Annotated in this window: 21 protein-coding genes; 5 read left to right on the plus strand and 16 right to left on the minus strand. The window is 46.5% G+C overall.

Annotated elements, in window-relative coordinates:
- Window positions 1–64 precede the first annotated feature (64 nt).
- Window positions 65–1240, plus strand: coding sequence for a serine hydrolase domain-containing protein (locus NST07_RS21600; RefSeq protein ID WP_342480155.1), 1176 nt, complete (start codon window positions 65–67; stop codon window positions 1238–1240).
- A 30-nt stretch (window positions 1241–1270) separates the two neighbouring features.
- Window positions 1271–2470, plus strand: a complete 1200-nt coding sequence (locus NST07_RS21605; protein WP_342480156.1) for an MFS transporter — start codon at window positions 1271–1273, stop codon at window positions 2468–2470.
- 141 nt (window positions 2471–2611) lie between these two features.
- Here the strand turns inward: NST07_RS21605 and NST07_RS21610 are convergent, their stop codons facing one another.
- The 3 genes from NST07_RS21610 to NST07_RS21620 all read right to left on the minus strand — a co-directional run bounded on the left by NST07_RS21610 (window position 2612) and on the right by NST07_RS21620 (window position 4903).
- Window positions 2612–3487, minus strand: a complete 876-nt coding sequence (locus NST07_RS21610; RefSeq protein ID WP_342480157.1) for a GyrI-like domain-containing protein — start codon at window positions 3485–3487, stop codon at window positions 2612–2614.
- A gap of 175 nt (window positions 3488–3662) precedes the next feature.
- The gene (locus NST07_RS21615; RefSeq protein ID WP_341094250.1) at window positions 3663–4088 is read right to left on the minus strand and encodes a GNAT family N-acetyltransferase; all 426 of its coding nucleotides are present in this window, start codon (window positions 4086–4088) and stop codon (window positions 3663–3665) included.
- A gap of 35 nt (window positions 4089–4123) precedes the next feature.
- Window positions 4124–4903, minus strand: a complete 780-nt coding sequence (locus NST07_RS21620) for a hypothetical protein (RefSeq protein WP_342480158.1) — start codon at window positions 4901–4903, stop codon at window positions 4124–4126.
- A 160-nt stretch (window positions 4904–5063) separates the two neighbouring features.
- Here NST07_RS21620 and NST07_RS21625 point away from each other — a divergent pair, with 160 nt between their 5' ends.
- Window positions 5064–6221, plus strand: a complete 1158-nt coding sequence (locus NST07_RS21625) for an acyltransferase (RefSeq protein WP_342480159.1) — start codon at window positions 5064–5066, stop codon at window positions 6219–6221.
- 135 nt (window positions 6222–6356) lie between these two features.
- On the opposite strand, the gene NST07_RS21630 is transcribed toward NST07_RS21625, so the two are convergent.
- From NST07_RS21630 to NST07_RS21665, 8 genes are all read right to left on the minus strand, one after another.
- Window positions 6357–6791, minus strand: coding sequence for a MarR family winged helix-turn-helix transcriptional regulator (locus tag NST07_RS21630; protein WP_342480160.1), 435 nt, complete (start codon window positions 6789–6791; stop codon window positions 6357–6359).
- A 5-nt stretch (window positions 6792–6796) separates the two neighbouring features.
- Window positions 6797–7756 (minus strand): zinc-binding dehydrogenase, encoded by a 960-nt coding sequence (locus tag NST07_RS21635; RefSeq protein ID WP_342480161.1) that lies wholly within the window; start codon window positions 7754–7756, stop codon window positions 6797–6799.
- Window positions 7757–7994: 238 nt separating this feature from the next.
- Window positions 7995–8720 (minus strand): hypothetical protein, encoded by a 726-nt coding sequence (locus tag NST07_RS21640; protein ID WP_341094255.1) that lies wholly within the window; start codon window positions 8718–8720, stop codon window positions 7995–7997.
- 179 nt (window positions 8721–8899) lie between these two features.
- Window positions 8900–9388, minus strand: coding sequence for a hypothetical protein (locus tag NST07_RS21645; protein ID WP_341094256.1), 489 nt, complete (start codon window positions 9386–9388; stop codon window positions 8900–8902).
- A gap of 7 nt (window positions 9389–9395) precedes the next feature.
- Window positions 9396–9845: a DUF5412 family protein gene (locus NST07_RS21650; protein ID WP_342480162.1), complete on the minus strand. Its 450-nt coding sequence runs from the start codon at window positions 9843–9845 to the stop codon at window positions 9396–9398.
- A gap of 231 nt (window positions 9846–10076) precedes the next feature.
- On the minus strand, window positions 10077–10658 hold the full coding sequence (locus NST07_RS21655) for a hypothetical protein (RefSeq protein WP_342480163.1): 582 nt from the start codon (window positions 10656–10658) through the stop codon (window positions 10077–10079).
- A 400-nt stretch (window positions 10659–11058) separates the two neighbouring features.
- Entirely contained in the window at window positions 11059–11217 is a 159-nt protein-coding gene (locus NST07_RS21660; RefSeq protein ID WP_341094259.1) for a hypothetical protein, read from the minus strand.
- A gap of 316 nt (window positions 11218–11533) precedes the next feature.
- Window positions 11534–11896: a hypothetical protein gene (locus NST07_RS21665; RefSeq protein ID WP_341379067.1), complete on the minus strand. Its 363-nt coding sequence runs from the start codon at window positions 11894–11896 to the stop codon at window positions 11534–11536.
- Window positions 11897–12348: 452 nt separating this feature from the next.
- On the opposite strand from NST07_RS21665, the gene NST07_RS21670 reads away from it, so the two are divergent.
- Window positions 12349–12540 (plus strand): hypothetical protein, encoded by a 192-nt coding sequence (locus NST07_RS21670; RefSeq protein WP_342480164.1) that lies wholly within the window; start codon window positions 12349–12351, stop codon window positions 12538–12540.
- Window positions 12541–12661: 121 nt separating this feature from the next.
- Window positions 12662–13105, plus strand: a complete 444-nt coding sequence (locus NST07_RS21675) for a hypothetical protein (RefSeq protein WP_342480165.1) — start codon at window positions 12662–12664, stop codon at window positions 13103–13105.
- Between the two features lie 110 nt (window positions 13106–13215).
- Here the strand turns inward: NST07_RS21675 and NST07_RS21680 are convergent.
- From NST07_RS21680 to NST07_RS21700, 5 genes are all read right to left on the minus strand, one after another.
- Window positions 13216–14774, minus strand: a protein-coding gene (locus NST07_RS21680) for an IS3 family transposase (RefSeq protein ID WP_342480166.1) whose coding sequence is annotated in 2 segments (ribosomal slippage) — window positions 13216–14141 and window positions 14141–14774 — 1560 coding nt in all. Because the reading frame shifts where the segments join, the coding sequence is not laid out codon by codon here.
- Between the two features lie 147 nt (window positions 14775–14921).
- Window positions 14922–15686 carry an ABC transporter ATP-binding protein gene (locus NST07_RS21685; RefSeq protein WP_341094264.1) on the minus strand — a complete coding sequence of 255 codons (765 nt, stop codon included), beginning with the start codon at window positions 15684–15686 and terminating at the stop codon, window positions 14922–14924.
- Window positions 15687–15701: 15 nt separating this feature from the next.
- Window positions 15702–18041, minus strand: a complete 2340-nt coding sequence (locus NST07_RS21690; RefSeq protein WP_342480167.1) for an FtsX-like permease family protein — start codon at window positions 18039–18041, stop codon at window positions 15702–15704.
- Between the two features lie 34 nt (window positions 18042–18075).
- The gene (locus NST07_RS21695; RefSeq protein WP_341094266.1) at window positions 18076–19365 is read right to left on the minus strand and encodes an MFS transporter; all 1290 of its coding nucleotides are present in this window, start codon (window positions 19363–19365) and stop codon (window positions 18076–18078) included.
- On the minus strand, window positions 19346–20032 hold the full coding sequence (locus tag NST07_RS21700; RefSeq protein ID WP_341094267.1) for a TetR/AcrR family transcriptional regulator: 687 nt from the start codon (window positions 20030–20032) through the stop codon (window positions 19346–19348). Before NST07_RS21700 ends, NST07_RS21695 begins: the two co-directional genes overlap by 20 nt.
- Between the last annotated feature and the right edge of the window lie 99 nt (window positions 20033–20131).

Here is a 20131-nt window from a genome sequence, read left to right on the forward strand (position 1 = left end):
TTATATAATAAGCCTACAATAGTAAAGTGTCCAAGACTTTAACTATTCCGAGAGGATGGAGACCATGTATACATTATATTCAAACCCAAGTGATCCGCAATGTTTGTCGGGCCGCATCGATGAAGTATTGGATCGGACGCTTGCCGACAAGAGGTTGGTAGGAGCCGTCATTAAAGTGGCGATAGACGGAACAATAGTTTACAGCCGCGCTGCCGGTTATGCTGACCGCGGGCTGAACCGGCTCATGAGTGAAGATGCTTTATTCCGGCTCGCCTCGGTCACCAAACCTATTGTTTCCACGGCTGCCTTAGTGCTGGTTGCGCAAGGGCGCCTGCAGTTGGACGACCGTGTTGACCGTTGGCTTCCGGAGTTCCGCCCACGCTTGCAGAACGGCGAACTCGCGCAATTGACGGTCCGCCATCTAATGACGCATACGGCGGGTCTGTCTTACCGGTTCTTCCAGGAAGAGAATAGTTCCTATCAGCGGGCAGGGATTTCGGACGGCATGGATCAGTCCGGAATCACACTGGAAGAGAATATGCGCCGCCTCGCCTCTGTGCCGCTTCTCTACACGCCAGGCACCGAGTGGAGATATTCCATAGCAACGGATGTGCTGGGTGCAATCATCGCCCAGGTCACAGAAACAACGCTTAGCGAAGCCATAGATTCACTGGTAACCAAACCGCTCGGCATGAGTGACACCGGGTTCATTGCAGCTGATCCAGAACGGCTGGCCACCCCCTATGCCAACGACTACCCGGAGCCGCGGCCATTACTTGATCCCGACAAGATTGCCTTTGTGGACGGTACAGCAGGCTTCCTGCTTGCTCCAGGCCGGGCACTTGATGCCGCCGCCTATCCCTCCGGTGGAGCCGGTATGGTTGGCAGTGCCGGGGACTTTTTGCATCTGCTGGAAACATTGCGCCAGGGCGGGGCCCCTTTGCTGCCGGAATCTCTGATTCATGAAATGACTACCAATCAGATCGGTGATCTGCCTATGCCCTTTTGGCCAGGACGGGGATTCGGTCTTGGCATTACAGTACTGAAAGACCCTGCCGCCGCAAACACTCCTGAATCACCGGGAACATGGCGGATGGGCGGCACTTATGGTCATTCATGGTTCGTCGATCCTACGCAGCGGCTCAGCGTTGTGGCATTTACCAATACCTTACTGGAAGGCATGTCCGGCCAGTTTACGGTTGACCTTTGTGACGCAATTTATGCCGGCATCAGATCATAGAGAATGAGTACAGGAGAGGGTGCTACTCAAATGAGCCAAAATACAACTTCTTCCGCACAGCATGACTCCGGCACTTCTGAGCGGCTCCCATGGGCTGGCTTGCTCGCCCTCGCGATGACGGGGTTTATCTGTATTCTCACCGAAACGGTTCCAGCCGGCTTGCTGCTGCAAATTGGTGATGGGCTTGGAGTCTCTGAAGCTCTAGCCGGTCAGCTTGTCACTTTGTACGCCCTCGGTTCATTGTTGGCCGCCATTCCTTTAACCGCCGCAACACGCGGATGGCGGCGGAGGCCCCTGCTGCTGCTATGCATTATTGGTTTTCTCGTATTCAACACCGTCACTGCCTTTTCATCTAATTATATATTGACACTGGCAGCCCGCTTTTTGGCCGGCATCTGTGCCGGTGTCCTGTGGGGGATGATCGCAGGTTATGCCCGCCGCATGGTGCCGGAATCACTTAAGGGGCGGGCCATGGCGGTGGCGATGGTCGGCACGCCTCTGGCCCTGGCCATCGGTGTCCCTGCCGGAACATTTCTTGGCACCTTCGTCGGCTGGCGTGCTGTGTTTGGAATCATGTCACTGCTTGCGCTGCTGCTGGTCTTCTGGGTGCTTTGGAAGCTGCCGGACTACCCGGGCACAAGTGCCGATAAGCAGCTGCCGCTCTATAAGGTTTTTGTTATTCCCGGAGTGCGGCCGGTTCTGGCAGTCGTTCTCGCTTGGGTACTGGCCCATAACATCCTTTATACCTATATTGCGCCATTTCTTGCGCAGGCCGGACTTACCCGGCGTATTGACCTGGTGCTGCTTATTTTCGGTATTACTTCACTGGCAGGCATCGGGATTACCGGTATTCTGATCGACCGTAAATTGCGTCCATTGGTTCTGATCAGCCTCGCAGCATTTACTTTGGCCGCCATTGCACTTGGCATAAGCAACCATCCCGTCGTAATCTATCCTGTGGTTGCTGCATGGGGATTGACGTTCGGAGGCGCTGCAACAATGCTGCAGACAGCAATTGCTGAAGCTGCCGGGGAGAGTGCCGATGTCGCCCAGTCTATGTTGGTGACGGTATGGAATCTGGCGATCGGCAGCGGTGGTGTGCTGGGCGGGGTTCTAATCGAAACGCTGGGTGTCGCCTCATTCCCCTGGGCATTGTTTATTCTATTGCTGCTTGCGCTGTTCACCGCTTGGCGAGCGAAGGTATATGGATTTCCGGCGAAGCGGCCTTGAGGAGATTGACATGTGAGAGAACCGGCCAGCTTTGTTGCCGGTTGAGCCAGACAAAGCAAATACACCGTCAGCAATCTGACGGTGTATTTGTTTTCTCCCAATCCTTCTTGAACAAGTTTGCTCCCTTAAGCAGTACACCTTCTACACCCTTTTCGCAACCGGAATCCAGATTTCGCTTTTGTAAGTCGGGGACGTTACATCTTTGCTCTCATTCCATAAGATTTCCGGCCCTTCGGTCTGCTCATAGTTGGAAGAAGGGAACCACTCGGAATAGATCCGTCCCCAAATATTTTGCAGGGTAGCCGGAAAAGGTCCGATGGACTCGAATACCGCCCAAGACATTGCCGGAACCTCCAGCACCGAGAAGGTCTCGGGACATCCCAGAGTGGTAGCCACTCCGATGTAATGATCCAGTTCCCCCTTTTCTTCCATCCGCCCCTCGGAAAAGTTTGTGGACGCGCTTATCAGTCCCAGGGGTGCGACATTCGAAAGCTCCTTGAGCTTGGAGAGGGTTGGCAGATCCAGGCTTTGCCACATTGCTGAAATCTCCGGATTCACCCCCTCAAAAATAATAGGGACTCTCTTCTTGATCCCGACGATATGGAATGCTTCCTTCTCCTCAATCCGGTAGTTCATTTCATTTCCTCCTCTGATCATGAGCTGAAAAGTCATTCGAGGAAAGGACTTCAGTGAAGGTCCTGCGGTTCTTGCTTCTGAGGGCAGAACACCGTGAAACTGCTGGAATGCCTTGGTGAAGGCGTCCGGTGAACTGTATCCATAATTCAGCGCAATGTCGATAATTTTGAGCTGGCTGCTCTGCAGATCGAAGGCCGCGAGCGTCAACCGTCTACGCCGTACATATTCCGAAAGCGAAAGGCCGGCGAGAAAAGAGAACATCCGCTTGAAATGATATTCCGAGCATAATGCGCGTTTTGCCGCTTCCCGGTAATCAATCTCCCCAGTCAGTTGTTCTTCGATATAAGCCAATGCATGATTCATGTTCTCCAGCAGGTTCATCTTCGCTCCTCCTCTCCTCACATCCAGAATAGCAATAATGGAGCACAGTCACCCGACAATTCGTGCACTATTAATGACGGGTCCTTAGAAATTTAGATCATTGGTTATTCCACACCACGCACGTACTGCTCTATGTAAGTAACTGCATCAGCAAAATCTCCAGGCAATATTCATACTATAATCTTTTCTCTAAAACAGCTTCATCATGCTTAATATACCCGCAGCGTGCATATGTGGCAATCGCCGGATGATTCGTTTTTCCTGTCAAAATCTTCACTGTGCCTACACCGCGCAAGCGGAGCTTAGCTTCCAGAAAGGCAAGCAGTGCCACCGCCACGCCTTTCCTCCGGGCTGATTCCTGAACATACATTTCCGTAATTTCACCATGACTTGCTGCGTAGCAGAAGGATTGTGAGCTCTGCGCGCAGGCAAAGCCGACGACTTGGTCCCTTAATTCGGCAACGGCAACTAACTCGTTCCCAGTGTTCAAACTTTCGATAATTTCCGCCTCCGGACGCTTATCCCCGCCATTAAACTCATAATTTAACCTGGACAAAACATCCGCATCTTTTATTGTAGCCAGCCTGACTAATGGAAGCATTTATATTCACACCCTCAGCAAAAATATAATGAAACTTACATTCCCGCAGCCGCCTTAATTTGCTGCCTTTGGGTTGTGATTAACTCCTGTAAACGGTCTGTTCCGAACGCGCCTGCCGTGAAGGCATTCCCCTTGGGATAATATACCATACGGAAAGAAGTGCCGTCTTGCAGATGCACCCGCAGGAACACTCCGTATTCATGTTTTGTTTGCTTATAGACTGCATCAAAACCAACATTCTTCAGAGGCAGCAGTTCACGAATAAATTCTTCGGAGGCCTCTTTAGTGAAATCACCAATCTGACTGCTATCCATACCGCTTTCCAGACTAACTTTGTCCACTTTCCCTGCAATATCCAGCAGGTCTCCGATAGTGGCTGCCTTTGGATTCTCTTCTACTTCATAAATCTTGTTATCCGCTACCACCCGATATTCGGATCTGTAGCCTTCCAGCGCATAGATCACTGTACCCACAGGAAGAAATGCGGCATCCCCGTTTTTGACGACATGATCGGTACAGGCATTATCACTCACCTTAAAAGACACTTCCCCAACCTTATCTCCCCGTTGATCCGCAGGTACCGGCTTGGTTGCATCATAATTATGAGAATACCTGATATCATTGATCATCAAGAAATCCACCCATTCAATCTCGGCATAGCAGGGTTCTGACGTCTGCTCCGGCGCTGCTTCAGGTGCAGCAGTCCCGGCTATTGGCTTCACACTCGCCTTATTTGTCGTCCCACAACCGGCTGCGAGCAGCAGCAATATAAGCAGTATTGAAATCGGCCCGCCACTTTTTATCCATTTCATCATCGTAATTCACCTCTGTTACTATTGACGGGCTAGTATACCTTGATGTTACAGCATTTACCAAAACTTTTTCATATTCTTATTAGTTATTCGTTATGAATAACTTTTTATATAAAAGTTCTCCATATGTGCTAAAATATAAACAAATAAAGGAGGGATGCTGATGAATAACCATAAAGTTAAAGCTAATGGTCATTATGTTGAATTAGATTCGCTCAGAGGCATCGCTTCTGTTCTGGTGCTTATTACACACCTGATGATTGTCTTCCCCATGATTTACTCGCCCAGTTCGCCGCAGGATAACCTGACTCTCTTCGTGCTCAAATATTTGCCGTTCACAAGGGCTCTGTTTATCGGCGGTCCGGAAGCTGTCAAACTATTCTTCGTGCTGAGCGGATTTGTTCTGGCTTTACCCTTTCTTAAAGGAACTACAATCCGGTACTTGCCCTACTTGCTCAAGAGATTTCTCAGAATCTGCATCCCTTTCTATGTTGCCATATGTTTAGCGGTACTTCTCAGCATAGTGATCCAAAGGAGCTCCATTCCTGAACTGAGTGAGTGGTATAATTCCATGAGCTGGACTACGCCGATCTCAGCCAGACTACTCTTGGGACATTTTTTCCTGATCGGCAGCTTCAATGTGAATGCATTTAACAATGTAATTTGGTCGCTGGTTCATGAAATGCGCATATCCATTCTGTTCCCCTTGATGATGTATGGAGTGATCAGATATTCATGGCAAAAAAACGTCGCAGCCTACCTATTGGCTGGTATTATCGGTTTTTATTTAGGCGGATACGGAGATACGGTTGGTTATATGCTGCTGTTTGTGGTCGGCGCATTGCTGGCGAAACACAGAGCTTTTTTCATCAAACATTATAAAAGAACCGGATCTCTCCCGAAAATCATTCTTTTTACCTTTGCCTATGCGTTGTATTCGCTGCATGCACCAGGAAGCAACCCCTTAATCACAGGTTTGGTTTCCTATATCAACATGCTCGGGTGCGGCTCGTTAATAATCATTGCCTTATCCAGCGGGAGATTCTCAACAATCCTGAGAAATAAAATCGTCAGCTATCTGGGGCGGATCTCGTACAGCCTGTATTTATATCATTTCATTATCCTGGTAGCTTCCATTAAATTATTGTACGGAATCATCCCTATTGGCTTCATCCTCTTGCTAACAGCCGCGGCTAGTATTTCCATTGCTGCATTGTCCTATCATTTTATAGAAATCCCGTCTATTAAATGGGGTAAAACACTTACACGCAGCAGGGATACCGCCATTCAGCAGCAATACGCACTTCCCCCATCACAATAAGGTTAGCCTATTCTAAAAGGTGCAAAGTGATTGAGTCACTATGCCCTTTTTGGGCTTGACAAAAAAAACACCTTGCTCGTTTGGTATCATGGGAGCGCGAGCAACCATGCCAATAAGAAAGTGTCTGAACATTGATTAGTTGAATTTATTTAAGGAATCAATTAAGCGTCTTAAGTCGTTCAATAAACGCTGCTTTTCGTCTACGGTCCAGTCCGTCAAGGCTTCTTGTAAGATGCCATTTCGAGTGGAGTTAATTTGAGAAAAAATCTCCTTTCCGTGATTTGTTAATTCAGAAACACGAATTCTAGAATCATTCCTTGCCGGATAAGTATGGACCAATCCGGCTATTTCCAATTTATCAATTTGACGGCTAACACTGGAGTAATTTTTGCCCATCATGGCAGCCAAATCGCCGACACTAGTTGACTGAAGACGCCCAATGCCGATGAAAACACGAAAAGCTGCTGCTTCCATGTTAACGCCAGCATGGGCAATCATTTTCTTATGGCGATCTGACTGATTAAGCATTGTAGTCAATTCAATCAGTGTACTAAAAAGTTTATCTTCCATGTTCCTTATTTTATCATTATAACGGGACGAGGTGTCAATGGCGCATTCCAGGCTATTTCGATATCTTCTAAAGAAAATGTTGTTGTAGCGATGTGGATCTTTCCTTTTGAAGCAAGATCCAAAACACTTTGTGCAGATGACAGCATATTCAATTGTGAAACACTTCTGCCGCCACTGCCGACCAGCTCGATCGTAGATGCACGAAGTAATGAAGAGGGCATATTGATGGATTCTTGCCCGGACGCAGTTCCTATACTAACAAATCGCGTTGGGCGGCTCCCACCAGCTTTTGCAGCAGCAGAGAGAATGGCGAAGGCACTGTCACCCCAGAGATAATCGAGTACAACATCTACTCCATCCGCAAAAGCTGGCTCCAGGGCTTTCTCAAAAGCATTTTTGCCGTTGTCAGTATTCATGTCAAATGCAACGAATTCATCTGCTCCGATGGACTGTAGCTTTGTGTGGTTTCGTCCTGTTGCAATAATTTTTTTTGCGCCTAAATGTTTTGCAATTTGAATGGCCAAACTACCGGATTCACTAGTTGCACCGTTAATCAGAACCGTTTGACCAGACTGGAAATGCGCCCGATAGACCAAAGCAGCCCACGAGGACATAGCCGGGTTTGTGATTGCAGCGGCGGTTATTTCATCAATCTCTTTGGGTAAATGTATAATCATATTTTTTTCTACAATTGTTTGTTGAGCTAAACTCCCATAGGGTGCGGCAGGGAGCGCAAAGTAAACACGAGATCCATCTGCCAATGTGCCGACACCATCTGCACCAGCTACAAGTGGAAAGTTTGTTTCTGATGAATAATGCATGCCTAATGAACGAAACTTACTAAGTTTACTTAAAGCAGCGGCCGAAACGTTAACAATAACTTTGTCAGCGGATTCAATGGGGGCAGGAAATTGACCTAATACGGGAGGGATTCCCGCTTGCTTAACAATTGCGGCTTTAATCATTTGCATTCTTCCCTTCAATTCATTTATGTGCGTTTTGCACATATATACCATAACATAAATGCGTGCAAAACGCACATATTTTGCGGACTAGTTTATGTATTGTATTTTGCTGCTGATATTCACTCAAAAACCCGAACAATTTCTCGCCGATTTCGCGATAATTGCTCGGGTTTTCTCTATTCCCTCTATTTCTGCCATGAGGGATTCACCTGATATCTCTAGTGCGAAAGCTAAGTAACTAATAAATCAGTGCCCTTAACTCATTATGAATTCTCTCTGGGATCTCATAGCCCTGTCCACTGTCTTCAGTATCTACCAGCAGACCCGTTATCCCCTCTTGTTCGCTATCCGAAATGTTTAGCACATACTTTTTTTGCGTGCCGTCAAGGTAAGAAATATGCATTAGAAAACATGTAACATAATTCAGTTCACCATTTATTTTCACTGCCTTGTTCAAGGCATTTGCAAAGACTTCAAGTTCATGTTCATCGGTGAAGGTTTTTTCAGTAAATGGTCCAGACTTGTCTGCCCCTTCTTTGCATAAATCAGCACATTCCAGCCTGATGCTCTTGATCCTGGTGTCCTTTATTCGGAGGCTTGTCAAGATCCCGATAAATTCCTGTTTGGTTTCCGCAGCTTTATCATTGTTGGAAAAATTCAAAATATATAAAATTTCTTCTTTATGCGGAATCACCGCATAATAGGTATCATGAGTCCCTGTAAGACCGGACGCTGCAGAGCCGTTGTCGGCATCCAAAGTAAATAATCTGCTTGTTCCCATGGGAATATCAAGCTCCTCCTCAGAAGTCAGCGAGCTGTGATTGGGCATTGCCATTTTCTTGAAATCAAAGTTCTCCACAAATTCACTGGCCGATACTTCGCCCCTGGCCTCACCTTGCTCATCTTTAATTACATAAACCTTCGGATCAGAAGTATCCAATCCCCAGTTTGCCGGCAAGTCCATATGGAGTGTAGACAAATCATAGGACTGTTGAACCGCAGGAACGGCTGCGGAGGTATCCTGCTGTTCTAACGCTGTAGGGGGTGAGCTGGAGCATCCGCCAAGCGTGACTGCTGACAAGATCCATACGATCATTATTTTTTTGGACACAAGCATTACTTATTCCTCCCCATTCATGTAAATTAATGTCCCCGAATATCAAACGAGGCATCATATCCTCCATCATACAAAATGATAAAGTAATAACCGGAGTAATCTGCGATGTCTTTTAATGTATCAAAAGTCAAAGAGCCGTGTTCTAAATGTACCGAATCCACAGAAGCTCCTGTAACAGGCAGGACTTCAGTGATGACCGGGTATTCTCTGCTCCGCTTGGCATTTTTGAAAGTTTCCTTACTGTAAAAGCTTGTCAGCTCGTCAACAGATAATGAAGAATCCACTAGAATTGCAGCCAAAAAGTCCAACCCGTTGCCGTTTCCATTCAGTTTGCCAAGTATAGACTCCCTTTCTACAATCGTGGTTTCAGGCGGGAGCTGATGTTTGCTAAATTGTTTCTCGAACTTGGATAAGTTCACATTGTTAACCAATGGCATGATCAGGAACAGGGAAACGAATAACACTATAATAACCAAAGGAATGACCAGAAGGGTTAATCCTATCTTCTTCAACATAACGGGTCTACTCCTTCACGTCTTGATAGCAGGTTTCATATTGGTCCTTTAGCAGGAGGCTTCGGCAAGCAGAACCTGACTCCTCATAGATCTCGGTTTTCACTTTCAGTTCAATATTCCGGTATTCATTATATTCTGAACTTTCATTGGTGATCGAGAGAATATCCGAAGCTTGCCAGTCCATGAAAAATTCGTCTTTGTGCTCGCTGGAATATATGATTTTCTTCACGCCTGTCTTGCTTTGCTCGACTTCGACAAGATACATTACACCGCCTGCAGCGCCACCATATGGGATATAATACGCGCGTGCATTATACTCACCTTCGGGTGACTCAATGGGACCACTAAATAGGGTAGCTTTCCCAAGATCCTTAAATTGATAGAAATATCTTCTATAGCCCACTAAACCTAAAATGATGATTAGTAGCAGAATTAATACAATCGTTCTTTTTTTCACACTAAACCTCCTATGTGTAAGGATCGCAGTCCATCCATATTGTACCATATAGGGTTTATCAGAATGGACTGGATTGTCATAAGTGGAAACGGCTTCGCCGTCCTCAAAAGGACGGTATCCGTTTCAGCGAGAAATAGAAGGATAATTTATATAAAAAAACCTGCAGACGCTGTGCCATCGTGGCACTGTCTGCAGGTTTCTCGAAAAAAAGTATGATTGCACTAAATGAACTTATTTAACTTCTGTTGCTCCAGTTACTTTACCATCCACTGCTGCGGATGCTTTCACATCTTCGCTGGCAAAGTAGAGGTTACCATCAATTGTAGCGGATTCATGCAGGTTAAAACCTTTTGCTTCAACATATACATCACCTTTGATCGTCCCGCCTTGCACTCTGAAGTTTTCACTTTGTACGGTAACCTTAGGTGCGGTAAGTGTGTAATTTGCAGTGATTTTGTGATCCGCATCCTGTGCATAAAGAGCAAGCTTACGGTAAACTGCGTTCTCAGCAACACCTTTATCATGGAACTCACCGGCTACAACAACGTCCTGATCAACAGTAACATCATTCAGAATAGCAACAATCCAAGTTCCTTCTGCACTTACAGCCTTAGTAAATGCAGCCGCTTCATTAACGATGGAAGCCGCCGATGTAGCATCTGTCTGAGCTGCCGCCGGAGAAGCCGTAGCAGCCTCATTTGCTGCTGGAGAAGCAGTTGCTGTCTCATTCGCCGCCTTATCATTGTTCGCACCACAACCCGACAATAATGCAACCGATACCCCTGCGACTAGCAAACTTTTAAATAGTTTCATCTCAAATCCCCCTAATTTTTTTTATAAATTTATTATATATTAAAATTTTATAATAGTCACGTGAATTATTTCACACTACTGTGTTTTTTCATATTTCGACAAGACATGATAGACCTCCCCGGTTTGCCGCAGGAACACATAAATCCCCGCTTACCTTCAGCCTAAGGTAAACGGGGATTTATGTGTTCAATCCGTTCTTCAATTCAATCATTTCCTCCAGCAACAATCCATATCCCTGACATGGTGATTGTTATTCATATTTCGGTAGTCCCCGTGCGCTCCCTTTCGGAGTGTTGCTCCATGTCCTGCATATGGGATGAGTTCCCGCGTACTCGATGTCACGAAAAACGTTTTCACGGACGTTTCCCCTACTGTGAGCCATCGTGTTTAGTACGCATCGCTAACCTTTTTCAATGGAATCACGCTCCTTCTTCCGCAAGATGAATCCTGCTTGAATAGCTGTTCCTTGGTCCTGGTTACCTCTGGATTCCCGCATACCCACGGTCTGCGAAAAGATGTTGTCACTTACACCTTCTCCGGCAGCAGCCGATTCCGGCATGCATCGCTAACGGTAGTACATCGGGGCCTCTCCTTTCCTACATTCATTTCTAAATTTAGGAATGAGTCCATCACCTGTAACCGCTTGCTGCTGTTCTTTGTGGCTACCATCTGGTGATGTCTATATCTTAACGCATTACACCTAAAAATTAAACCTTCATAATATTATGTATTCTGTCGCAATTCCTGGAAAATCCTGATCTCTTGCAATGAACCGCCCAGACCTAAGTATTTCTTTGAATTTTGGACTATTGTGCGTAAATACGCAAAAACCGCCTTGAGATTCCAAGACGGCTGGTGATCTGAAGCCAAAAATATTAATCCCTAATCAGAAATATGTATTCAAACAGCAAAATAAAAAAGGCGGTGAACATTCCTACCGAGTTAATCACCGTAAGTTCTGCCACATAATTCTCGCTTTGAAAATGAGAAAAGAAGGCGACAGTCCAAAGCACCGCAAAAAAAAGCGGGATCATTCCGGAAACAGCTCCAACGGCTGCCCGTCTGCCCCGGTAGATAAACAATGTAATCTCCGAAACGGTATAAACGATAAAAACAATGATCTCAGATAACTTAATCGAATCCGGAATGTGGAGCTTGAAAAGATGCATGAGAGCATACTGCAGAGCCAAAACAGTAAATAACCAGTTGTTAAACGAAATCTTCTTAAAGATCAGCATTAAATCGACTCCCTTAAACAGAGTAATCGGACTGCTGTCATATGGCACGGATGATCCTGAAGATGCAGGCCGATTCCATAATGATATCGCTTACATTATACTGGAAAATTTTATAAAATTCTGTGGATATCCTATGACATTTGATCTAAGCACGTTGCATCACCCTTTCGCAAGGCCCAATGAATCCCGGCTGATTGATCAGCGCCCTGCAGATCGCCACTCTGTTATCTGCTACCCGAAGAGTAGCGATTTGTATTCTTCTTTATGCAATTCTATTTTTTGGAGTTTGTGAAAAATAGTTCTTATTACTTATTTTACCATATATATTTGAAGTCACGAACAAGAAAGAGTAAACTTCAAATATTCCAATATATTCCTTTAAGCCGTCTTTGAAAAACATATTCACCTTAATAAGTATATATTGGAAAAGAACACTGTTATATATCAAATATATGACAAATCCGTTCCATGAGGGAAGCGACGCGACCGTTCATGATTTATATAATTTTGAATACTGGAATTATGGAAGCGGAATGGGCATACCAGCAAACTTTGTATCACTGGTAAATAACTATGCAGCCGATAACCAGAGACTAGGAGTAATCGTTCCTTATGACATTTTCTTCTACATTAACACCCGTTAAAAACTAGGGAAGTGGGAGCCAGGTACATTCTTGGTTCCCACTCTGTATGCTGAATAATTTCTTTTCAAAACTGGTATAGTATAGTAAGTTAATTATTATTTCACTTGTTTGGAGGCTAATTATGTTCAAGAAGTTGAGTCTATATATTTTTTTAATTTGTATGCTGACTTTAATAACTTCTTGCTCTACTGCCGTAGAGGACAATAGAGATTATAGAGAACCGAATATTCTTATATTGCCCGGGAAGTATCGGTTGTTTCAAAGTAGTGAAGAAGTCAACTTCATAAAGGGGAGGATGGATAAAGACCCGGTAGTGGTTGAACCCATAATTTCTGAAATTGGATGGAATAAGAAATACATTGTATTTATACGTTCTGAACCTGGAAAAGACACTTCAGAGACTCAAACTGGTGTGTTGAGTGTTGATAACGGCAAAATTATTATCTTAGATGGCAACAAGAACATCCAAAAATACCTAGAGGAAAAAGGTATGGATGACATAGAAATGTTCACTGTACAACAGTTGATAAGTGAGAAGAAGAAACGACTAGAAAGTGAAAATTAAGATTCTTAAGATATGTTGGGCAAGGAAGAACAAAGGACTGTCTCACTCGTAGAATAATCCACTTATGAACTGCACCCCGTCAAGTAGACAGCGTAAATAATAAAAGATCCTTAAGCGGCCTTAGTCCTGAATTCATTGGGACTGAGGCCGTTTAGTTTTGCCTGTAACCGTTCGTAATTGTAAAAATGTATGTAATTATCAATGTCTTGTTGGAGCTCTTCAAAGGTTTGGTAGGTATGCAAGTAGTACTTCTCACATTTGAGTGTCCCCCAGAAGGATTCCATGGGTCCGTTATCAATACAGCAACCCACCCGGGACATGCTTTGCGTTAGTTCTGCCTCGTCCAGCATCTGCTTAAAGTGCAGAGAGGTATACTGGAAACCACGGTCGCTATGAAGTAAGGGGTGGGTCTCTGGTGCTGCCTGCAAAGCCAACTCCAGCGTCTTAAAAACCAGCGAATTATTATTAGAATGACCCAGAACGTAAGCAACAATGGACTTGTCATGTAGATCTTTTATTGCACTTAAATACGCCTTCCGCCCGTTACCATATTTAAATTCCGTTACATCGGTTACCCACTTTTGGTTTGGCATTTCCGCCTCGAATTTACGGTTCAGTACGTTCTCTGCAACCTGCTGAGGCGCAGAGCCTACGTACTTCTTCCTCTTTCTGCGGATGACGGACTGGATGCCTTGGAGCCTCATGAGACGGTACACTCGCTTCGCGTTAATGACTCTACCCATTTGTCTGCGCAAATGCAGGGTCAATTGACGATACCCAAAGATTCGTTCCACCTTCTCATACAGGAGAAGCATGGCCTGTGTAAGTTTCACGTTGTCGGTCTCCCGGGAACTGGGTTCACGATTCAACCATTTGTAGTAGCTTGACCGTGAGATCCCTGCGATGTTACACAAAAGCTGAATAGAGCAAGACTCCTCTTGCTGAACGGCCTGAATAGCCAGGTAGATGTTCTCCTGACGAACGTGACTTAGCGTCTCCTCCTTTCGAGTTCCTCTAACTTTTTTAGAAAAGCATTCTCTGCACGCAGCCGCACATTCTCATATTCCAGCTTTTGCATCGCGAGTTTGTGGCGATCTGCTTCTGTGAGCTCTTCAGGTGCTTTGGTACGTCCTCTGCCGTCTCGTAATGCCTCTTCGCCGCCTATTTCGTACTTCTTCACCCAGCTATATATTTGTTGGTAAGAAACCTGGAAATGGTTTGCTGCCTTTGTGTAGTCTTGTCCATTCGACAGGCAGTACAGCACGATATCCATCCGTTCCTGCCAAGTGGTTACGCGTCCTTTGGTCATAGCTCTAGTTCCTCCTGAATTAGCTGTTAAGCTGCTGCTATGACCATTATACTTCTTAATCCAGTTGGCGAGTTGGGTTCGACTTGCGATCTTATACTTGTCGATGATTTGATATTGCGACAATGCCCCCTCCATATAATCTTTAACGGCCTGGCGCTTAATTTCCACAGTATATTTTCGGTTGCAGGACCGGACTTCCAGCCCCTCAAAACCGTACAATTGATAACGTCGTCGCCACTTCACTAGAGATGTTTTAGATAATCCGTACTTTCGAGCTGCAGCCTTGAGCCCGATCTGGCCGCATTCAACCTCTTGGAGAATCGTTAATTTTTCAAATGCTGTAAACTTCTTTTGTTCCATAAAAATACTCCCCATACAGTAACAGGTTTTTATTATTTCACCTGTCTACTATATGGGGAGCATATCACTTATTGGACAGCCCCTAGTGACTTGAAGCCAAACTCCCGGCTAGTTTTGTAATGCAAATTTCATTCCTTAACCTATCGCTCAGAATTCCAGGGTCCGCAGCCAGGAGGACAACTTCTCTTCCCTCTGCTTAAGATCGCCTTTTTCTTTGTGATATTTGCCTAGCCAGTGTTCGGAAGCCATTCGGCCATCCAGCATGTAGAGCACCCGCTCTGCCCCGGCAGCGACCTTGGCATCATGGGTAACCAGAAGAATTGTGGTTCCCGAACGGTTAATCTCCCCCAGGATTTCCATGATCTCACCGGCAGCCTTGGAGTTCAGTGCTCCCGTAGGCTCATCGCCAAACAGAATATCCGGCTGATTGATCAGCGCCCTGCAGATCGCCACTCTCTGTGATTGTCCGCCGGACACCTCTGTAATTCCCCGGTCAGCCAATGCGGAAATGCCTGTTCTTTTCATAAGATCGGCAGCTCTTGCATTGATGGTTCTGCGGCTGGTCTTTTTGGCCCGGTAAGCGGACAGGATGATATTGTCGCGGATGTTCAGATTTTTTAACAGATGCATCTGCTGAAAAATGAAGCCCATACTATGCAGGCGCAGCGCCGCCAGTTCGGTTTCGGAAAGGGCGCTGAGCTCCTGCCCCTTAAAAAGAACACTGCCCGCTGTCATTGTATCCATACCGCTTAATGTATACAACAATGTTGATTTGCCGGAGCCTGAAGGTCCCATCACTGCTGTGAACTCCCCCTGTGGAATCTGCAGGTTGATCTCTTTTAATACAGGCTGCTGCGTTCCTTGCCCGTTTGAAAAAGTTTTGTTTAATCCCTTAGTTTCTAATATATGCATCCAGTTGTCGCCCCCTCAATCGGCTATCTTATTCGTGAACCCGGACTTGTGAATGGGTCCTATACTTCCTATAGTAGTAACCGCCACGGCCAGCATGAGGCTAACCGGAAGAATCAGATAGGCCAGCACCGGATCAACCTCAAGCTGAATTCGGGAAGCACCCAGGAATGATCCGAGAACATGCACCAGACTTTGACCGATCGTTCCGGCCGTCAAGATCCCAAGCAGGCTGCCAAGACCGGCGATCAGCAGCGTTCTGGCCAGATATTGCCGGCGGATATCAGCGACCGTGAACCCGATGCTTCGCAAGATTGTAATTTGTGTGGAATCCTTCGCCAGCAGCATTTTTAGAAACAAGGACGTAATCAGTACCGCTATCGAGATGGAAATGGCGATCGCGAGTATAGTGACCATCCGCAGCTGCTTAACTGTATTCCCCAGGGTCTGAGCTAAATAGCTGTCCAGATAAGTGATTTTAGCCGGATAGAATGCCTCGGCCAGCTCTTCTATTTTCCCGGCGACCGGAATTTCAGGCTGTACATCCACCGCTACCACATACCACATTACAGTCTTTGGATCATAGGGCAGCTGCGCTTTAGCCGTCCGCCCTCCATTGGTGATATCCTGATAGATTCCGCTTACCGTCAACTTCCGTTCTTTCCCTCCAGCCTTGAGAAGAAGACTATCCCCGACCCGTTTATTCAGCTCCTTGGCGTTCAGATCAGACAGGGCGATTGCACTTCCGCCTTCAGGGGCGCCGCCTTCTATGTATGACAAAGGAAAGATGGAGAAATCTCCTGTTTCCACATTGATATTCTCCCAGACGTCATCACTTCCCAATACCTTAAAGCGGGAGGTAATGAGCGGCGATAATTTTTTGATGTCCGGATCCTTCTTAAGTGTTGTGAGCATTTGTTCAAACCGCCGGGCGGTATCGCCTGACTGCTGAAGATCAATCCGGATGGTGCTCTGTCCTACGCCCATATAGGATATAAAGTGCGGGGAGCGCAGCGTATTCAACAAATTCACCGGCATGATGATCATAAACAGACAGATCACCACAACCAGCAGTAACACTCCGAACATGCTGAAGCGGCTGTACACATCTTTTAACCCTAGAAAACCATTCACAGGCAGCCATTTACGGTTGCTGAGTGTAAACGATGACGTATGTGTTCTCCCCACCCCGGCAGTACCTGACCGCAAGGCTTCAATGGCCGTGATCCGGTTGAACCTTCTAAGAATCAGCCTGCAAAAGAGCACAACAATCCCGAAGCTCAGACTGACAGCGAGTAAAGGAACGATATGCTGAAGCAGCCCCTTCGGAGCCGCGCCTAGGTACAGGCTAATGTTGGCTGTAAACAACCGTGCAGTAAAAAGTGACAATCCATAGCCGCAGCATGAAGCCAATGCGGCCAGTATGATGTATTTGGCCATATAGATTCTTCTGATATCCTGCCGCGGCAGCCCGATTGCTTTCATGACTCCGATCTCCCTGTAATCCTCCTCCATGGAGGCGATCATCGTAAATCTGAGGCACAGGATAGCAATCACCATAAGCAGGAGGCTCACCAGTATAATGACAAGGGCTATAATTCCGTCGGTTAGAGCATTCAGCGTCTTAAATAAAGGGTAATCAATGGTCGGTCCTTTATCCGGCAGGCCGGCAAATTGATAGCTATTACGGAACTCAGTAAGCTTGCTGCTATCCTTGAGCTGAAATTCAATCAGATATTCCACTTCGCCAAGCTTCCCCCGCAGCGCTGTGTAATCCGCCTCATTTACGACAAAACGTTTGGAGCTGACAATCGCCGGATTCATTTGGACATCCCGGACAAAATCAACGATCACGAACTCTCTGGTAAAGGACCCGGAGGTAACATTGACCTTATCCCCGATATTCAGCTGCTTCTGTCCCTTATAGTAGATAGGAACGGCAATTTCGCCGCGTGAAACCGTGATCACCTGATTATCCAGATTCAGCAGCAGATCGAATTTCTGATTCTGCTTCACAAAACCGATATCCATGACGCTGGCGGCTTCCGACTTTTGCAGATTGCCCAAGTACACATTTGAGCCGTCGACCGTAAGCATCTCAACCGTCTGCTGATCCTGTACAAGCGGATTTTCCGAAACAAACCGTTTAAGGGCGGAATCATCTAAGGTTCCGGAATGCATTTGCACAAAATGGGGAGTCTTGGATGCGGCCAGCAGCTGATTCAGCGAGCCGGTCAGTTCCATAATGATGTGCGAAGCAGAAGCAACCAGCAGCGAAGACAGCATAATAAAAATGAACAATCCGCCGGTGATGATTTTATTGCGTAAAACATCTCTTTTTACGATTTGCAGCAGCATCTGGCTGTCTTGCCTCCTTCTCTGATATAGAAACTCATGAATGTTGTTGTTCAAGAGCCCTAATAGATTTGATTCTTGGAACAATCACCGCCACAATTACTATCAGCAAACCGCAGACGATGAACAGGAGTCCGATACCCCGGCCTTCTCCTGTACCCAGCACCTTGCCCACTGAGGAAGCAAGACTTCCCCCGCTGCGCAGCAGCGGATTAAAGACATGATCTGCCAGCACTCCGGCAACAGCATAAGCGGCCACATACCCGAGTTGTGAAAGAATGCCAATGATCCCCCAAGCACGGCCTTGTGCTTCGGCGGCGATATTTTTTCGGATCAGCACGTCAGCACAGGTGTTAATGAAGGGGAGTGCCGCGAAGAACAACAATCCGGCTGCAGCGATAAAATATAGATTTGTAGTCAGACCGACCAGTGCAAAGAAACCTCCGGCGAATCCCAGACTTACAGCCAGCACCTTGGCATATTGGCCCTTAATGCTGAACATCCCGATGAACAGACTGCCGATCAGCATGCCAATTGCACTAACGGATTCCACTGTGCCCAGGGTTTGCGTATCTGTAAACGGCAGTAAGAGCGGGGTAAACAAGGTCTGGAGAAAACCCACATAGAATGTAACCACCGATAAAATAACCGTAAGCTGTAGAACACCTTTCACGGAAATGAGCGTATCCCAACCCTCCTTCAGGTCTCTTGCAAAGGACTGCCGTGTTTTCGCTGGAAACTCAGCCTGCAGGTTCTTTTTCACAGCCAGCACCGCAAGCACGGTCACCACAAAAGTAGAGATATCTATAATCAGCACAGCCTTTATATCCATGTAGCCAAGCAACACCCCGGCAATCAGCGGAGAGAGAAGATATTTGGAGGAGGCTGCAAGCTGGACCAGCCCGCTGGCCTTGGCAAACTGCTCTTCGGTCAATAATTCGGTAATGGTCGCCTTGTAAGCCGGTTCGAGCAAGGATACGAATATGGAGCTGAAGGCCACTCCGAGACAGATTTGCCAAACGGGCGGATCGCCCAGCAGCATGATAAACAGTAGGAAGACAAGTCCAAATGCGGAGCATAGATCACCCGTGATCATCATCAGCCGCCGGTCAAAGCGGTCAGCCAGCACGCCGCCGATTGGACTGAGCATAATGGAAGGCAAAAAAGCGCAAAGCGTTACTAGCGCTACACTGGCTGCAGTCCCTGTCATCTGGTAGACATAAACACCCAGCGCAAAAGCGGTCAGCCCACTGCCCATACTGGATATCCATTCTCCTGTCCATAACACCAGAAACTTGCTGAAGGATTTATTGTTCTGTTTCCCCATCCTTTATCCCCGCCTTTCCATCCTTTCCATCAGCTGCAGGCGGCTGCCCGAACATTTGTGTGACATAGGCGAAGCTGCCCTGTTTGGCACCCAGAGAGGTTTCCATAATATGAATGAAAGCCTCGATCTTGCGGAGAATTTCCTCCGGCTGCCACTGGAAGATACCTTCATCCAGCAGAAACTGCGAGGCCACCAGCAGAAACTCAACCGTTTCCCGGGGATAAGCGGTATGGAACAACTGCTCCTCGATGCCCTGCTCAATAACTTCTGTTAATACAGGTGTCAGGCGGAGAATGGTTTCCGTCAGGCTCTTTTGATGAAGCTGGGCATTCTCCGCCTGATGGAACTGCTCAATCAGTTGCTCCTTCCCTTCCGAGTCCGGCTTCTGTGCCATAATGATCCTCAGCAGCTTCTCGTGAACAGATAGCCTGTGATCGGAAGCAATCTCTTTCGCAGCTTCTACCCCGGCATCAATGAACCGCATAACCACCGCATCCATTACCTCCTCCTTCGATTTGAAGTAATAATAGAAGGTTCCCTTGGCGATTCCGATCCTCTGCAAAATATCGTTGATTGTAGTTCTGCTATACCCCTGGGTGAAAAAAAGCAGCTCTGCCGTATCTAAAATTTCGTTTCTGCGTTCTTCAGGTTCCTTGGAAATCCGCATAATTGTATTCCTCCATTTCATCGACCGACCGTCGGTCTATAATGATTATAGTGAGTCCCCCCTCTATTGTCAATCACTGGATTAAGAAAACAATCGCAC

The organism is Paenibacillus sp. FSL L8-0340, assembly GCF_038593145.1.
Taxonomy (GTDB): domain Bacteria; phylum Bacillota; class Bacilli; order Paenibacillales; family Paenibacillaceae; genus Paenibacillus_AQ.

Bases quoted from the DNA above. Each gene is read 5' to 3' on its own strand.
- NST07_RS21600 (WP_342480155.1), top strand. From the start codon at position 65: ATGTATACATTATATTCAAACCCAAGTGATCCGCAATGTTTGTCGGGC.
- NST07_RS21605 (WP_342480156.1), top strand. From the start codon at position 1,271: ATGAGCCAAAATACAACTTCTTCCGCACAGCATGACTCCGGCACTTCT.
- NST07_RS21610 (WP_342480157.1), bottom strand. From the start codon at position 3,487: ATGAACCTGCTGGAGAACATGAATCATGCATTGGCTTATATCGAAGAA.
- NST07_RS21615 (WP_341094250.1), bottom strand. From the start codon at position 4,088: ATGCTTCCATTAGTCAGGCTGGCTACAATAAAAGATGCGGATGTTTTG.
- NST07_RS21620 (WP_342480158.1), bottom strand. From the start codon at position 4,903: ATGATGAAATGGATAAAAAGTGGCGGGCCGATTTCAATACTGCTTATA.
- NST07_RS21625 (WP_342480159.1), top strand. From the start codon at position 5,064: ATGAATAACCATAAAGTTAAAGCTAATGGTCATTATGTTGAATTAGAT.
- NST07_RS21630 (WP_342480160.1), bottom strand. From the start codon at position 6,791: ATGGAAGATAAACTTTTTAGTACACTGATTGAATTGACTACAATGCTT.
- NST07_RS21635 (WP_342480161.1), bottom strand. From the start codon at position 7,756: ATGATTAAAGCCGCAATTGTTAAGCAAGCGGGAATCCCTCCCGTATTA.
- NST07_RS21640 (WP_341094255.1), bottom strand. From the start codon at position 8,720: ATGGACTTGCCGGCAAACTGGGGATTGGATACTTCTGATCCGAAGGTT.
- NST07_RS21645 (WP_341094256.1), bottom strand. From the start codon at position 9,388: ATGTTGAAGAAGATAGGATTAACCCTTCTGGTCATTCCTTTGGTTATT.
- NST07_RS21655 (WP_342480163.1), bottom strand. From the start codon at position 10,658: ATGAAACTATTTAAAAGTTTGCTAGTCGCAGGGGTATCGGTTGCATTA.
- NST07_RS21660 (WP_341094259.1), bottom strand. From the start codon at position 11,217: ATGCCGGAATCGGCTGCTGCCGGAGAAGGTGTAAGTGACAACATCTTT.
- NST07_RS21665 (WP_341379067.1), bottom strand. From the start codon at position 11,896: ATGCTGATCTTTAAGAAGATTTCGTTTAACAACTGGTTATTTACTGTT.
- NST07_RS21670 (WP_342480164.1), top strand. From the start codon at position 12,349: ATGACAAATCCGTTCCATGAGGGAAGCGACGCGACCGTTCATGATTTA.
- NST07_RS21675 (WP_342480165.1), top strand. From the start codon at position 12,662: ATGTTCAAGAAGTTGAGTCTATATATTTTTTTAATTTGTATGCTGACT.
- NST07_RS21685 (WP_341094264.1), bottom strand. From the start codon at position 15,686: ATGCATATATTAGAAACTAAGGGATTAAACAAAACTTTTTCAAACGGG.
- NST07_RS21690 (WP_342480167.1), bottom strand. From the start codon at position 18,041: ATGCTGCTGCAAATCGTAAAAAGAGATGTTTTACGCAATAAAATCATC.
- NST07_RS21695 (WP_341094266.1), bottom strand. From the start codon at position 19,365: ATGGGGAAACAGAACAATAAATCCTTCAGCAAGTTTCTGGTGTTATGG.
- NST07_RS21700 (WP_341094267.1), bottom strand. From the start codon at position 20,032: ATGCGGATTTCCAAGGAACCTGAAGAACGCAGAAACGAAATTTTAGAT.